This window comes from Peptoniphilus phoceensis (assembly GCF_001517665.2).
In the GTDB taxonomy this organism is placed as follows: Bacteria; Bacillota; Clostridia; order Tissierellales; family Peptoniphilaceae; genus Peptoniphilus_A; species Peptoniphilus_A timonensis.
In genome coordinates this window covers 1-14,139 of record NZ_LN999806.1, presented here as the reverse complement: position 1 = coordinate 14,139, position 14,139 = coordinate 1, and the positions used below count along the sequence as shown (strand labels likewise).

The window sequence follows — 14,139 nt, the reverse complement described above, 5'->3', positions numbered from 1 at the left end:
AAATCTGATAAACAAAAAGCAAGTGTTAAATGGCACTTGCTTTTTTAGTGGGAACTTTTGAGATGAAAGAGACTTATGAGATAAAAAAATTTTTTAAATAGGAAGTGTAGAAAAAAATGAATTAAATTTCTGCGAGTAAAATCATAAAGTCCACTTCCTAGTATGTGCTATAATAAGATAAATAAATTGTACAAAGTAGAAGATTAATTTAAAGTGGGTTAAGACATTCTGCTACGACAAATTGCGGAAAAAACTAATAGATGAAAAAAAACGAAAATGTAAGCTTAGAATTAATTGATAGAAATTGTAGTTATTTTAAAAGTGATATATCGAAAGTATTGAAGTATATGATGGAGTAAAAGTGATGCAAAGAGATGATATTGTAAACAGAATAGGAAATAAATTTAGGACTTCTAATATCGAAGGAGGAGAATTTTCTTATGTACAAGCAGCAAACTCTAAAGAAAATTTAGGTAATCTTTTAGGTTACAATCCTGATCATTTTAAAGTTGATATTAGGTTTGAAAATAAAGAAAGAGATGTTGTAGTACTTGTTGAAACGAAACAAAATTTTATTGAAGTTGATAAAGAACAATTGGGGCAATATGTAGATGAGGAAAAAGTCTTATTTAAAACTAAAAAAATCATCGCTATACTAGCAAATACAAATAACGATAAATTTAAAATATGGAAAAATAAAATTTCAGATGAAACACTACTTCAAAATGAGAATGTAATTGACACAATGGAGTATTACACTTCCTTATTTAATGCTAGTAAGCAAAATGACAGAGAAAAAGTATTGAAAAATACTTATGCTCTCAATGAATTACTACATAAAAAAGATATTCCAGAGAAACTTAGAAGTCAATTCGTAGGAACTTCTTTACTCTATATTAAAGACGAGGTAAAAAGAAGAGGATATATTACAATTGATGATAAATCAGTCGGTGAACTCTCAAGTTTTTGGTCTGCTAATAAACTCGCTACAATTATAACAGCTATAAAAACAACTCTTGATGAGTTATTAGATGGTTCAGATAATAAAATAAAAAAAGTAGAATTATTACAAAAAAATGTACTAAATAATCAGAAAATAAAATCATTAAATATAAGAGAATGGGACGAAATTTTATCTTTTATTCTAAAGAATATTTACGCTTATATTGATGAAGATTCTGATGAGGGGCAAGGCCATATTAAATTTATTTTTTATTGCATTTAATAAATACACTGGAAAAGCTGATAGAAATCAAGCCTTTACTCCAGACCATATCACTGAATTTATGTGCAGGGTGACTGAAGTTGATAGAAATAAAAGAGTTTTCGATGGCACCTGTGGGTTTCGTGTCATAATAATGACACAGGCAAATAGTCAAGTAAATACAAGGGTTTTAGAGCTTCTACCAAAGCTTAAAATCAAAAAAATGAATTGTTGGTGTGCTGTTTAGAGCAGTTATTACGAAAATAAATGTTGTAAACAGTACATCAGCATAAAGGAGGAACTCACATGTCTAAGGTGAAAAAAGACACGATCGAAGCAAAAGGTTTTGCTATTCAAATTTATACTGAAGACTTTAAAAATGACTATATAAGTCTAACGGATATTGCAAGATACAAAAATGTGCATGAACCTAAAGATGTTGTTAAAAACTGGCTAAGAGTAAGAGATACAATTGAATTCCTTGGTCTCTGGGAGACTATTCACAATCCTAATTTTAAAGGGGTCGAATTCGACTCCTTTAGAAAGGAAGCAGGAACAAATGCATTTACATTATCACCTCAAAGATGGATTGAAAATACAAATGCGATTGGTATTGTTTCTAAATCTGGGAGAGGCGGAGGAACGTTCGCTCATCCTGATATAGCAATGGAATTTGCTTCATGGATTTCAGCAGAGTTTAAGCTCTATTTAATCCAAGACTACAAAAGGCTTAAGTCAGATGAAAATTCTAAGCTATCATTAGGTTGGAATTTGAATAGAGAAATTTCTAAGATTAACTATAAAATCCATACAGATTCAATCAAAGAATATCTATTAAAAGATCTTACCAACGAACAGTTATCCTATAAATATGCAAGTGAAGCAGATATGCTCAATGTTGCCTTATTTAATAAGCGAGCAAAACAGTGGCGTGAAGAAAATCCAGATTTGAAAGGTAATATGAGGGACTATGCAAGTCTGAATGAGTTACTGGTGCTTGCCAATATGGAAAGCTATAATGCAATTCTTATCGGTAAAGGTATGGAACAAAAGGAAAGGATGATAGAACTTAGAAAACTTGCAAGAACACAATTGATATCACTTGAAAAACTTGGTGATAGTGGTATTAAAAAATTAGAGGGAAAGAAATAATTATTTTAAGTAATTAATAGATAAATTATGATTTATAAGTGTTGATATTGCTATACGACTTTCGACCTGGGTCTAGTGTAATAATTATGACAGTGGCAAATAGTAGCAATGAACACGGGGTTTTAAGCCCTCTACTAGAGAAATAAAACATGAATTGATGTATTTTTAGGTTAATTATGCATATAATCTTTGATTAAAGTATTTAAAATTTGGAAAGGAGGGAGAGAGCATATTTATGAGAAATAGTAAATTATCTGAACATACTTTTAGCAAGGGGAGATTTATAACACCATTAAATTCTTTGCCGATGATGCAAGAATTAGAGGATGAAAAATCATGGACATATGGTAGAATGCCTGAGTATATTTGGATTGGTCTGATTTTGAAATATTTTGGTAGAGAAGAAGGGTTGAAAAAATCATATTATATCATTTCTAAAATTCATAATGTAGCTCCAGATTTATACACAGTAAGATTGTCACAGATATTAAATCTAGATATGAATATACAAGAGGAGATCTATGAATATATTATTTCTTTAGGAGTTAAGGATGCAATTTCACCGTTAACTATTTTTCTTACAGATAGTCAAGCCCCAGTTTTTGCTAAATGCTTTTATAATTCTAAACAAGGTATTGGAGACAGATGTAAAGCAATAGTTGAAACTATGAGTGAAATAATGAATCATCAGTCTAATGAAGCAACTGATATAAGATTTGTAGCATTATATTTCAATCTACTTTCGGGGAAAATGCATCTATTGAAAGAACAAGTAAATCTACTGATATCATATCCAGCATCAAAGCACATTGATGAAATAATGCGGATGGCTCGCCCAACAGTTCGTTCTTTAGAAATGATGATTTTAACTTTTGAAAATACCGATTCTGAGTATTTAACAGGTTTTTGGAGGTGTGTAAGTGAAATGACAGAATGTGATATATTTGTTATTAATTTTCCAGAGGAAAATAGAAGTATAACAGCATACATGGAGAGTTTGCATGAAGTATTTGTTTATCTTTCAGAATTGCTTATTGCATCTAATATGCTTGATGAAAAAATGAAGGTTTTGCTTGGACTAGCAACATATTCTTATAAGCGTTTAAAAGAAATATATAGACATAAATTATTTAATTCCATCTCTGGAAGAAGTTGTGTACGTGTTTTAATAGAAGATTATATTATGATGAAATATCTAATTAAAAATGAAGCCTTTCATGAAAATATCTGGCGTGATTATCAGTTATATGGTATGGGATTGTACAAGTTAGTTTTGGCCAGACACAGAGAAAGTGACTGCTTGGAAGAATCTCACTTTGATGAAAAATATATTGAGGCACTAGTTAATGAATTTAAGGGAGAGGAATTTATTAATATGGATACAAGATACTTTGATAAACAAAATATAAGGTCTAAGGCTGAAAGTGTTAATGAGAAGAGCCTTTTTGGTCTATATTATGATTATGACTCTTCTTTTGAACATGGCTTATGGGGAGCAATTCGTGAATCATCGCTTTTAAAGTGTAATAATCCTGCTCATAAATATCATTGTGTTCCAGATATTGAAGATGAGATAGTGCTAAAGACTGTTTTACCAGATTGCGTGATGATTATGAATAAAACGATATTATTTCTAAATGAACTTTATGGTATACCAGAACAGCTACTAAATGAGGTTATAAACTATGAACTCAAACCTATTATTAAATAAAATTCATTTAATTCAAATAGAATATAAGAAATTACTTGTATCACTTTTACCAAAATTTAAAAGTGGCTATGCTCCAGAAGCACTAGATGAAATAAATTTGTTTTGGCTACGACGTATAGAGGAGGTAAAGCTGTATCTAAAGAATTGGTTCCCAGGTAAAAACAGTTATGTCTTCACAGCTGCTACGTTCATGGATTTTGATGATAATGAGCACTTACCATTTCTTCTGATGGGGAATAAGCATATTCTAGATGATCCACTGAGCAAATATTCATTAATACGAAGCGAAATGTCAGAAGGGAAGGATGCTGATTTCTTATACAAACAAATAAGTGTGACTGCAGAAGATAATCTAAAGGTGCTAGAAAATATTCATAATGAAATTCTTATATTGCCATTGAGACTTTTTAATCAATCGAATGACCAAAAAGTTTTTGAGAAAGCTGGAGAACAAGCATTTGTTAGTCTTTTTAATGGCATTTATAGTTTGAATGAATATTTTGAAAAATGTAAGAGTATTGATGATATTATTCATTTCGCTCGTGACGATATTGAAAGATTAGTAATGTTTTCTGAGGATGATGATGTAATGCTAGATTTTAAAGAAAGATTTAGGATTGCTTTGAGAGATACAAAATATATGGTAGATCCTAATAGGCCAGACTCATATAACTTTTTTATGCTTGTATTTGGATTTATACAACAAGCACTAGATATCATTGTATCATGTGTGGAATACGAATGTATCCCATATATTAGATATCCTGTTTCTTTGCATTATATATCCATGCTGTCTCAGAGTATGCTTGACATTGAACATGTCATAATGCTTCGCTTTAGGATGAATGTTGGTTTTGTTGTTTATAAACTTTGTGATAAGAGTAAACTTTCTAGTGTTTGTTTGGAGGATTTTCTTGAAAAAAATAAGATATATAATTTTAACGATAAGCTGTTTAATGCTCTCGCTAAGTATAAAATTAATGAGAAAAACTTCTTTAAGCACAAAATTACTCAGTTGGCTACTGATGAATTAGATGCGTTTTATAATTTTTTATCCGGAGAAATCAATTAGTGAGGTGAAAATGGAGAAAAAAGAATATTTAGAGAATCCAACAGATGCTTTTGCTTTATAATTTTGGAAAACATGTAACTTTAAAACTCCTACTCATATAAAAGTTCTTAATGAAAATGAGTTTAATCAGATTTTAGTTGAAACATATACTGATGAAGTATATTTTAAGTTAGTTCATTATCTAGATGATGTAGAAAAACAGATTATTTCTGATAAATTTATATTTGCAAAATCTAGCACTGAGGATTTTGTAAATCACATAAATTCATGCCATGAGGACGAGGTATTAACAGTTAGTGAATTAGAATTCTATAAAAAGAAACCAGTTTATGATGAAGAGCTACGGATCTGTTTATATGATAAGAAAAATGATGCTATAGTTGCTACAGGTATTGCTGAATTTGATGATGAGATTAAAGAAGGTTACCTAGATTGGATTCAAGTATCTGAACAATATAGAAGGCAATGTCTGGGCAAGGCTATTGTTTATTAACTGTTGAGAAGACTTAAAGAGAAGACGAGCTTTGTAACAGTTTCAGGAAGGATAAATAATAAAACAAAGCCAGAAAAACTATATGAAAGTTGTGGCTTCGAAGATAAAGTTTTATGGCATATTCTTATGGAGAAAGACTAATAGTCCACCTGAATATATAGAAAATTTACTATCTGTAAGTGTTGATATTGCTATAAGACTTAAAACCCGGGTTTCGTGTCATAATAGTGATAGAGGCAAATAGTTATGTAAATATAAGGAGTTCAAGCCTTCTATCAAAGTTTAAAACTCAAAAAATAAATAGTTTGTGTGCTGCTTAAAGTGAACTATAATATAAGTAGTTGTAAAAAACAGAAAAAAATTGAATTTTATAAAATAGTACTATGAGGGGAGTGTCATATTTGAATCGCTCGATATATTTTAATTATATAGAAGAAAAAATAAATATATTATCAACAAGAATACAGAGAAGAAGCAAAATTAATATATTAGATTTAAACATACATTCTGAAAACTTTTTTGCTGAATTATGTAATAGGATATTTAGTTTAAATTTTGTTAATGCAAATACTATAAAACAAAATATCGAAGGAATTGACTTGATAGATGACTCAAATCATGTCCTTGCACAGGTATCTTCAACTTGTACTAAGAAAAAAATACAGAATTCTTTGAATAAAAGTGATTATAGAGATTATTGTGGTTATAGTTATAAGTTTATATCAATTGCGAAAGAAGCTACTACCAGTATTAAAAAACAAACGTATAAGAACCCCAATTCTCTAGTATTTGATCCTCAAAATGACATATGGGATCCTATAAGTTTATTAAAACATATTCAAGCTATGGATATCGAAGAATTAAGAGAATTTTATGAGTTTATAAAAAACGAACTTGGTCAAGATGTTGATATTTTAAAAATTGATACTAATCTTGCTAAAATAGTTAAAATACTTTCAGAAGAAAATCTTGATATTAATTTAGATTGTCCAGAGATTAATGACTTTGCTATAGAGGATAAAATAAAATTCAATAAATTAGTAAATTCAAAGGATATTATTGATGAATATAAGATTTTTTATAAAAAGTTAGATACTATATATAGTGAGTTTGACAAGCAGGGACAAAATAAGAGTTTTTCAGTATTTCAGGAAATCAAGAGATGCTATATTAGGCTTAAAGATAAAGGATTATCTTCTGATGAAATATTTTATTCAATTATAGATGAACTTATTTCATTAGTTAGAAAAAGTAGTAATTATGAAGAATTACCTTTTGAAGAATTACATTTTTGTATAGACATTATTGTGGTAGATGCTTTTGTAAGATGTAAAATATTTAAAAATCCAGGAGGATATAATTATGTTATTACCTGATAATGTACATCCTGAATTGAGTATATATTACAATGGTTCAATTATTATAAATGAAATAAATAGGAACCCCAATCAAAAGATCTTAGAGTTATATACAAATATAAAAGAATTGTATGATATGTCATTTTCGATGTTTGTATTAAGTATAGACTGGCTATATATTATTGATTATGCTGAAATAGATGGAGAGGGGGTCATTAGAAAATGTTTATAAAAAACTTAAAAGTTTCTACAAATAGTAAAATAATTAGAAACATGAATTTTCAGACTGGTTTAAATTTAATTATTGATGATACTCCTACAGATGATCAAAAGCAAACAGGAAATAATGTGGGAAAGACAACAGTACTAAAACTTATAAGTTATTGTTTAGGAGGAGATGGAAAAGAAATATATACAGATTCAGAAAATAAAAAAGATGTATATAGAGAAGTAAAAGATTTTCTTATTAATGAAGAAGTTCTTATAACATTGACACTTGTAGAGGATTTAAATAAAAGAAATTCAAAAACAATTGTTATTGAAAGAGATTTTTTGGCTGGTAAAAACTCTATAAGAAGAATAAATGGAGAGCAGGTATTACAAAAAGAATTTGAACAAGAATTAAAAAAAATGCTGTTTCCTAATTTAGAAAATGATAAGCCTTCATTAAGACAACTGATTTCTCATAATATTAGATATAAAGATGAAAGCATTAACAATACTTTAAAAACTTTAAATAGATATACTAAAGATGTGGAATATGAAACTTTATATTTATATTTATTAGGATGTACTTTTAAAGATGCAGATGAAAAACAATCTATTAGTGCTAAACTTTCTCAAGAAAAAAATTATAAAGATAGATTAGAAAGTAAACAAACTAAAAACTCTTATGAGATTGCATTGGATTTAATTGAAAATGAAATAGATGAATTGAATAGAACAAAAGCTTCTTTCAATATAAATAAAAATTTCGAATCTGATTTAAATAAATTAAATAGAGTAAGGTATGAAATAACTAAAAACAGTTCTTTTATAAGTAAGTTGACTATCCGTAGAGATATAATTTTAGAGGCTAAAAAAGAAATGGAACAAAGTATCACTAATATGGATATAAAACAAATTAAAATTCTGTATAGTGAGGCTAAGCATAATTTAGAAGAAATTACAAAAACTTTTGATGAATTAGTTCAATACCATAATAAGATGATAATAGAAAAAATAAAGTTTATAACGAAAGAATTGCCAGATATTGAAAGTCAAATATGTAAGACAGAAGAAATCCTAAATAATAATTTAAAGATTGAAAAAGAATTGATAAAAAGGGTATCAAAAAGCGATTCTTTTAATGAATTGAACAAAGTAATTTCTATTTTAACTGAAAAATATAGACAAAAGGGTGAATATGAGAGCATTATTTCACAAATTAATGAAGTATCTGATAATATATATAAATTAGAAACAAAATTAAGTGAAATAGATAATATTCTTTATTCGAATGAGTTTGAAGAAAATTTAAAAAAACAATTGAGTAAGTTTAATAAGTATTTTTCCGAAATTTCAAACGAACTATATGGAGAGAAATATGCTTTAAAGTTTGAGAAAGAAATAAATAGAAAAACAAGTAAACCAGTGTATAAATTCAGCTCTTTTAATTTAAATATGAGCTCTGGAAAAAAACAAGGGGAAATTTTATGCTTTGATTTAGCATATATTTTATTTGCAGATAGTGAAGGAATTCCAACTCTACATTTCTTGTTGAATGACAAGAAAGAACTTATGCATGATAATCAACTAATAAAAGTTGCAGAATTTATTCAAAGTAATAATATACAATTAGTAGTATCTATGCTTAAGGATAAATTACCTACAGAGTTACTTGAAAATTCAAACATAGTTGTGGAGTTATCTCAAAATAGTAAACTTTTCAATATCTAGTAAATGTAATAGAAATATCAGGCGATAGAAAATAAAAATCTATCGTCTTTTTTTATTTTAAAGAAAGGAGGTAGGGATGAATTTTGATTATTTTTATAATAGGCAATCTGAGATGTATAACTTCATTAGGTTACCTATGGTATTAATGGAAGATGAAGTTTTTGAGAGTATTTCTATTGAAGCAAAAGTTTTGTATTCATATATGCTTAATCGAATGGGTCTTTCATATAAAAATGGCTGGATAGATGAAGACGGAAAAGTCTTTATTTACTACACAATTGAAAGTATAAAAGATCAATTTAATTGTGCCAGTGAAAAAGCAAATAAATTAATAGCTGAACTTGATATTAAATCAGGTATAGGACTGATTGAAAAGAAAAGACAAGGACTTGGAAAGCCTAACAGAATTTATGTTAAAGACTTTATGAGCATATTTAATAATATGGAATTAAAAAATCAAGAAGTTCGAAAAACAAAATTCCAGAAGTTCGATAATCGAAATTCAAGAGATTCGAATATCGAAAGTCAAGATTTTCGAAAATCGGAAGGTAACTATAACAATATTAGTAATAATAAGTTAAGAAATAATGATTTTAGTAAAGGGCAAAAGCCTTATGGAATATATAAAAATATATTTTTGACTGATGAAGAATACAAGGACTTAACAAATGAGTTAGGAAGTAGAATTAATGAATACATTGATAGATTGTCGTCATATATGAAAGCAAATAACAGAGAGTATCAAGACCACAAGGCAACGATAATCAATTGGTATCTTAATGATCAGGCAAAAAACATTAATGATAATACAACAAGGAAAATGAATTACGATATAGGAGAGAGTTTATGAAGAACTTAAAAGATTTTGTATTAAGAGAAAATGATATTGAAAGAAATGGACATATTTATTGCAAGGTCTGTGGTAAAAGAGTAGATGGAGAATTAGTTGACCTTGGATTTACAAAGTTTATTCCAAGAATTAAATGTGAGTGTGAAATAAAAAGAGATAAGGAAAATGCAGAAAGAGAAATATTAACGAGAATATCATCGCTAAAAAGAGATTGCTTTTCATCGCCACTCCAGCACCAATATACTTTTGAGAAATTCTTAAATGAAAAAGGTCAAGCTTATAAGGTTGCCTATAATTACGCCAAAAGCTTTGAACAAATGAAGGAAGATAATGTTGGACTTTTATTTTATGGAGATGTTGGCAGTGGAAAGACTTATCTTGCTTGTTCTATTGCAAATGAATTAATTGAAAGAAAACAAGTTAAAGTTAAGATTATGAATTTATCTGAGATTATAAACCAAATACAAAAATCAGCATTTAAGTTAGATTCAAATGAAATTATAAGTAACCTCTCTAATATTCCATTGTTAATTTTAGATGACCTTGGAATTGAAAGGGATACATCTTATGCAAGAGAACAGGTATATAACATTATAAACTCAAGATACTTAAAGGGTAGGCCGACAATTTTTACTACAAACTTATCATTGGAAATTATTCAAAATCCTAATATTGAACTTGAGTATCAGAGGATATATTCAAGAATACTTGAAATGACAATACCAGTTAAAGTTACAGGAGAAGATTTTAGAAGAAAAATTCAACAAGAGAAGTTAAGAAAATACAAAGAGTTACTTTTATATGGAGGTGGAATAGATGATTAATGAAGAAGTATCTAGGTCGAGCCTTAATCTTGAAGTAAGGCTTGCAAAAGCAACAAGTAAAGCAATTCTTGATGCCTTAAAGAAAGTTCACAAGCAAATAGAAGAACAAGGAGGTTTGAAAAATGTAATAAAAAATAATGGAGAAGAAGTAAAACTAAAAGATATGGTTAAAAAGGGACAGTTAGAAGAAATTAATCTAAAAGATCCTGAGTTAAAAGAACTAAAGAAAATTTTAAACAAACACGGAGTGAAGTTTTCTGTTATGAAAGATAAGGAAACTGGCAACCACTCTGTGTTTTTTCAATCTAAGGATATAAAAGTAATGGAACACGCCTTTAAAAAAGCAGTTAAGACTTCTGAAAGAAAGGCCGATAGAAAAGATTCAATAACGAAGACTATAAATAAGTTTAAAGATATGGCTAAGGACACCATCAGTAAAGATAAAGTTAAAAATAAACATAAGGAGCAAAGCTTATGATAAGTAATTTAAAAACATTTGAAAATAAGAATTTTGGGAAACTCACTGTTATAGAAAAAGACGGTGAGTTTTTCTTTATAGCAAATGAAGTAGCAACTATGTTAGGTTATGTTAATCCAAGAAAAGCTATTTATGACCATGTAGATGAGGAAGATAAGGGTGTAACGAAATGGAACACCCCCGGAGGAATACAGAATATTTCAATAATTAACGAATCAGGATTGTATTCACTTATCCTTTCATCAAAACTACCACAAGCAAAAATATTCAAAGCTTGGGTAACTAGAGAAGTCTTACCAAGTATTAGAAAAAATGGAGGATATATAGCGGGGCAAGAAAAGAAAACTAACGAAGAGCTACTTGCAGATGCAATTCTGGTAGCCAATAGAATTATTGCCGAAAGAGAAGAAGAGATTGAAGAATTAAGACCAAAGGCAGACTATTATGACAAATTAGTAGATTATAATCTACTTACAAACTTTAGAAATACTGCTAAAGAGTTAGGAATACCACAAAATCAGTTTATAAGTTTTCTAATGGATAAGGGATTAATTTACAGAGATAAAAAAAAGAAACTCTTACCTTATGCAGATAAGAACAAGGGATATTTTGAAGTAAAAGAATGGGTTGGTCCACTAGGCACACTTGTAGGAATACAAACATTTATAACACCAAAAGGAAGACACTACCTACTAATTTTATTAGATAGTGAAGGTTTCTACGATGAATAAGATATTAGAAGCCATTCTTTCTGATATTAAAAACCTAATTAAAATAGACAACCCAAAGAAATTTATATTAGCAAACATTCCCTATTTAGCATTCTTCTATATTGGCAATATTTTTTCTAAGCACATCAATTCTTATGTAGGAGGAGATATTATTGATAGAATAATGGTGGGAATTTCTGATATAGGAACTTTATCTTATATACCAAGCCTTAATCCAAGGGACTTATTAGTAGGTGTTTTAGTTGCTGCTCTTGTTAAGCTAATCGTTTATAGCAAAGGAAAAAATAAAAAGAAATATAGGCAAGGCAAAGAATATGGATCTGCAAGATGGGGAGAAAGCAAGGATATTGCTCCATACATTGATCCGAAGTTTGAAAATAATGTACTAATAACTAATACTGAAAGACTAACAATGAACTCAAGACCTAAAAATCCTAAATATTCCAGAAATAAAAATGTATTAGTAATAGGTGGTTCTGGATCAGGAAAGACAAGATTTTATGTAAAGCCAAACCTAATGCAAATGCACTCTTCCTATGTAGTAACAGACCCTAAAGGCACGCTTGTGTTAGAGTGTGGAAAAATGCTTTATGAAAATGGATATGACATAAAGATTTTAAACACAATAAACTTTAAAAAATCTATGAAATACAATCCATTTGCCTATTTGAGAAGTGAAAAAGATATTTTAAAGCTTGTTCAAACCATAATTGCCAACACCAAGGGAGATGGAGAAAAGGCAGGAGAAGATTTCTGGGTAAAGGCTGAGAAGTTATATTACACTGCCCTTATCGGTTATATCTATTATGAAGCACCAGAAGAAGAAAAGAATTTTAAGACACTTTTGGATATGATTGATGCAAGCGAAGTCAGGGAAGATGACGAAACCTACATGAACCCAATTGATAGGCTCTTTGAAGCTCTTGAAAAGAAAGACCCTACTCATTTTGCAGTTAAGCAATACAAGAAATATAAGCTGGCAGCAGGAAAAACTGCCAAGTCAATTCTAATATCATGTGGAGCAAGACTAGCACCCTTTGATATAAGAGAGCTTAGAGAACTAATGAGTGAAGATGAACTAGAACTCGATAAAATTGGAGATAGAAAAACTGCATTATTTGTAATAATATCAGATACAGATGATACCTTTAACTTTGTAGTTTCAATAATGTATTCTCAATTATTTAATCTACTATGTGATAAGGCAGATGATGTGTATGGTGGAAGACTTCCAGTTCATGTTAGGTGTCTACTTGATGAGTTTGCAAATATAGGCTTAATTCCTAAATTTGAGAAACTAATAGCGACAATTCGTTCAAGAGAAATATCAGCAAGCATAATATTGCAAGCACAATCTCAATTAAAAGCAATCTATAAAGATCATGCAGATACAATAGTTGGTAACTGCGACTCTACACTTTTTCTAGGAGGAAAAGAAAAAACAACAGTAAAAGAATTATCAGAAACCTTAGGAAAAGAAACCATAGACCTATATAACACATCAGAAACAAGATCCAACCAAAAATCTTTTGGACTAAATTATCAAAAGACTGGCAAGGAACTTATGAGCCAAGATGAAATAACTGTAATGGATGGCGGTAAGTGTATATACCAACTAAGAGGAGTAAGACCTTTCTTGTCAGATAAATTCGATATTACAAAGCATAAGAATTACAAGTTATTGGAAGATTATGATAAGAAGAATTTATTTGATGTGGAAGAGTATTTAACAAATAGAGATAAGGTAAAGTTAAAATCAAGTTATAAAATAAATAGGTTAAATATTTGAGTTTATGGAGAAAGCAAAATGTGTGAAAATAGAAAATCATCTTTAATTATATTAAATATAAATGGAGAGCAGTTTATTTTAGAAAGTGATACAGAACTCACTATGAATAAGAAAAATTATATTGAAGCAATATGTGAGGCAATGTACGATGAAAGTAATGAATGGTACGAAGATATATACGATATGTCCCCATATGATATAGCTGAGCTATTTGAAAAAACAGTAAAAGAAGAAGTAGGAATAATTGTTACATTTAAAGCGATAGACCTTGAAGTATCGATTTTAGAAGACTAGAAATAAGGTATTAACAGACGATAGAAATTAAAATCACTATCGTCTTTTTTTTATACTCAAAATCAGGAGGTAAAAATGGTAAGGATAAGAAGTCCCACTTAAACAATTTAATATATAAGACATTTAGCGATTGAAATATAAGTTCAGTCGCTTTTTTAATTGAAATTTTTAGATTAAGGAGAAGAAATTAATGGATAGAGAAATGATAAATATTAATGCAAATTTAGTTAAGGAAGCTGAATTTT

General features: G+C 28.9%; 13 protein-coding genes. All 13 read left to right on the top strand.

Annotation, left to right across the window (positions count from 1 at the left end):
* Positions 1–364 precede the first annotated feature (364 nt).
* Positions 365–1,225: a hypothetical protein gene (locus BN3657_RS00170; protein WP_062551297.1), complete on the top strand. Its 861-nt coding sequence runs from the start codon at positions 365–367 to the stop codon at positions 1,223–1,225.
* 285 nt (positions 1,226–1,510) lie between these two features.
* A complete protein-coding gene (locus BN3657_RS00160) occupies positions 1,511–2,356 on the top strand; it encodes a KilA-N domain-containing protein (RefSeq protein ID WP_062551295.1) in 846 nt (281 codons plus the stop codon).
* A gap of 235 nt (positions 2,357–2,591) precedes the next feature.
* Positions 2,592–4,067, top strand: coding sequence for a DUF5677 domain-containing protein (locus BN3657_RS00155; protein ID WP_062551294.1), 1,476 nt, complete (start codon positions 2,592–2,594; stop codon positions 4,065–4,067).
* Entirely contained in the window at positions 4,042–5,139 is a 1,098-nt protein-coding gene (locus tag BN3657_RS00150) for a hypothetical protein (RefSeq protein ID WP_062551293.1), read from the top strand. Before BN3657_RS00155 ends, BN3657_RS00150 begins: the two co-directional genes overlap by 26 nt.
* An 894-nt stretch (positions 5,140–6,033) precedes the next feature.
* Complete coding sequence (locus BN3657_RS00140) at positions 6,034–7,008, top strand: ABC-three component system protein (protein WP_017645358.1); 975 nt, start codon at positions 6,034–6,036, stop codon at positions 7,006–7,008.
* Positions 6,995–7,222 carry an ABC-three component system middle component 6 gene (locus tag BN3657_RS00135; protein ID WP_017645359.1) on the top strand — a complete coding sequence of 76 codons (228 nt, stop codon included), beginning with the start codon at positions 6,995–6,997 and terminating at the stop codon, positions 7,220–7,222. The genes BN3657_RS00140 and BN3657_RS00135 overlap by 14 nt, the downstream gene beginning before the upstream one ends.
* Entirely contained in the window at positions 7,213–8,928 is a 1,716-nt protein-coding gene (locus BN3657_RS00130; protein ID WP_062551292.1) for a DUF2326 domain-containing protein, read from the top strand. Before BN3657_RS00135 ends, BN3657_RS00130 begins: the two co-directional genes overlap by 10 nt.
* Positions 8,929–9,004: 76 nt before the next feature.
* Positions 9,005–9,778, top strand: a complete 774-nt coding sequence (locus BN3657_RS00125) for a replication initiator protein A (RefSeq protein WP_062551291.1) — start codon at positions 9,005–9,007, stop codon at positions 9,776–9,778.
* Positions 9,775–10,602, top strand: a complete 828-nt coding sequence (locus BN3657_RS00120; RefSeq protein ID WP_062551290.1) for an ATP-binding protein — start codon at positions 9,775–9,777, stop codon at positions 10,600–10,602. The genes BN3657_RS00125 and BN3657_RS00120 overlap by 4 nt, the downstream gene beginning before the upstream one ends.
* Entirely contained in the window at positions 10,595–11,080 is a 486-nt protein-coding gene (locus BN3657_RS00115; RefSeq protein WP_062551289.1) for a PcfB family protein, read from the top strand. Before BN3657_RS00120 ends, BN3657_RS00115 begins: the two co-directional genes overlap by 8 nt.
* On the top strand, positions 11,077–11,811 hold the full coding sequence (locus tag BN3657_RS00110; RefSeq protein ID WP_062551288.1) for a BRO family protein: 735 nt from the start codon (positions 11,077–11,079) through the stop codon (positions 11,809–11,811). Before BN3657_RS00115 ends, BN3657_RS00110 begins: the two co-directional genes overlap by 4 nt.
* Positions 11,804–13,600 (top strand): VirD4-like conjugal transfer protein, CD1115 family, encoded by a 1,797-nt coding sequence (locus tag BN3657_RS00105; RefSeq protein WP_062551287.1) that lies wholly within the window; start codon positions 11,804–11,806, stop codon positions 13,598–13,600. Before BN3657_RS00110 ends, BN3657_RS00105 begins: the two co-directional genes overlap by 8 nt.
* A gap of 18 nt (positions 13,601–13,618) precedes the next feature.
* Positions 13,619–13,894: a hypothetical protein gene (locus tag BN3657_RS00100; protein WP_062551286.1), complete on the top strand. Its 276-nt coding sequence runs from the start codon at positions 13,619–13,621 to the stop codon at positions 13,892–13,894.
* The last annotated feature ends 245 nt before the right edge of the window (positions 13,895–14,139 follow it).

What these genes read in the sequence shown, in the direction of transcription:
- BN3657_RS00125 (WP_062551291.1), top strand. Translation starts at nt 9,005, where the DNA reads ATGAATTTTGATTATTTTTATAATAGGCAATCTGAGATGTATAACTTC.
- BN3657_RS00150 (WP_062551293.1), top strand. Translation starts at nt 4,042, where the DNA reads ATGAACTCAAACCTATTATTAAATAAAATTCATTTAATTCAAATAGAA.
- BN3657_RS00115 (WP_062551289.1), top strand. Translation starts at nt 10,595, where the DNA reads ATGATTAATGAAGAAGTATCTAGGTCGAGCCTTAATCTTGAAGTAAGG.
- BN3657_RS00105 (WP_062551287.1), top strand. Translation starts at nt 11,804, where the DNA reads ATGAATAAGATATTAGAAGCCATTCTTTCTGATATTAAAAACCTAATT.
- BN3657_RS00170 (WP_062551297.1), top strand. Translation starts at nt 365, where the DNA reads ATGCAAAGAGATGATATTGTAAACAGAATAGGAAATAAATTTAGGACT.
- BN3657_RS00100 (WP_062551286.1), top strand. Translation starts at nt 13,619, where the DNA reads ATGTGTGAAAATAGAAAATCATCTTTAATTATATTAAATATAAATGGA.
- BN3657_RS00120 (WP_062551290.1), top strand. Translation starts at nt 9,775, where the DNA reads ATGAAGAACTTAAAAGATTTTGTATTAAGAGAAAATGATATTGAAAGA.
- BN3657_RS00110 (WP_062551288.1), top strand. Translation starts at nt 11,077, where the DNA reads ATGATAAGTAATTTAAAAACATTTGAAAATAAGAATTTTGGGAAACTC.
- BN3657_RS00130 (WP_062551292.1), top strand. Translation starts at nt 7,213, where the DNA reads ATGTTTATAAAAAACTTAAAAGTTTCTACAAATAGTAAAATAATTAGA.
- BN3657_RS00160 (WP_062551295.1), top strand. Translation starts at nt 1,511, where the DNA reads ATGTCTAAGGTGAAAAAAGACACGATCGAAGCAAAAGGTTTTGCTATT.
- BN3657_RS00155 (WP_062551294.1), top strand. Translation starts at nt 2,592, where the DNA reads ATGAGAAATAGTAAATTATCTGAACATACTTTTAGCAAGGGGAGATTT.
- BN3657_RS00135 (WP_017645359.1), top strand. Translation starts at nt 6,995, where the DNA reads ATGTTATTACCTGATAATGTACATCCTGAATTGAGTATATATTACAAT.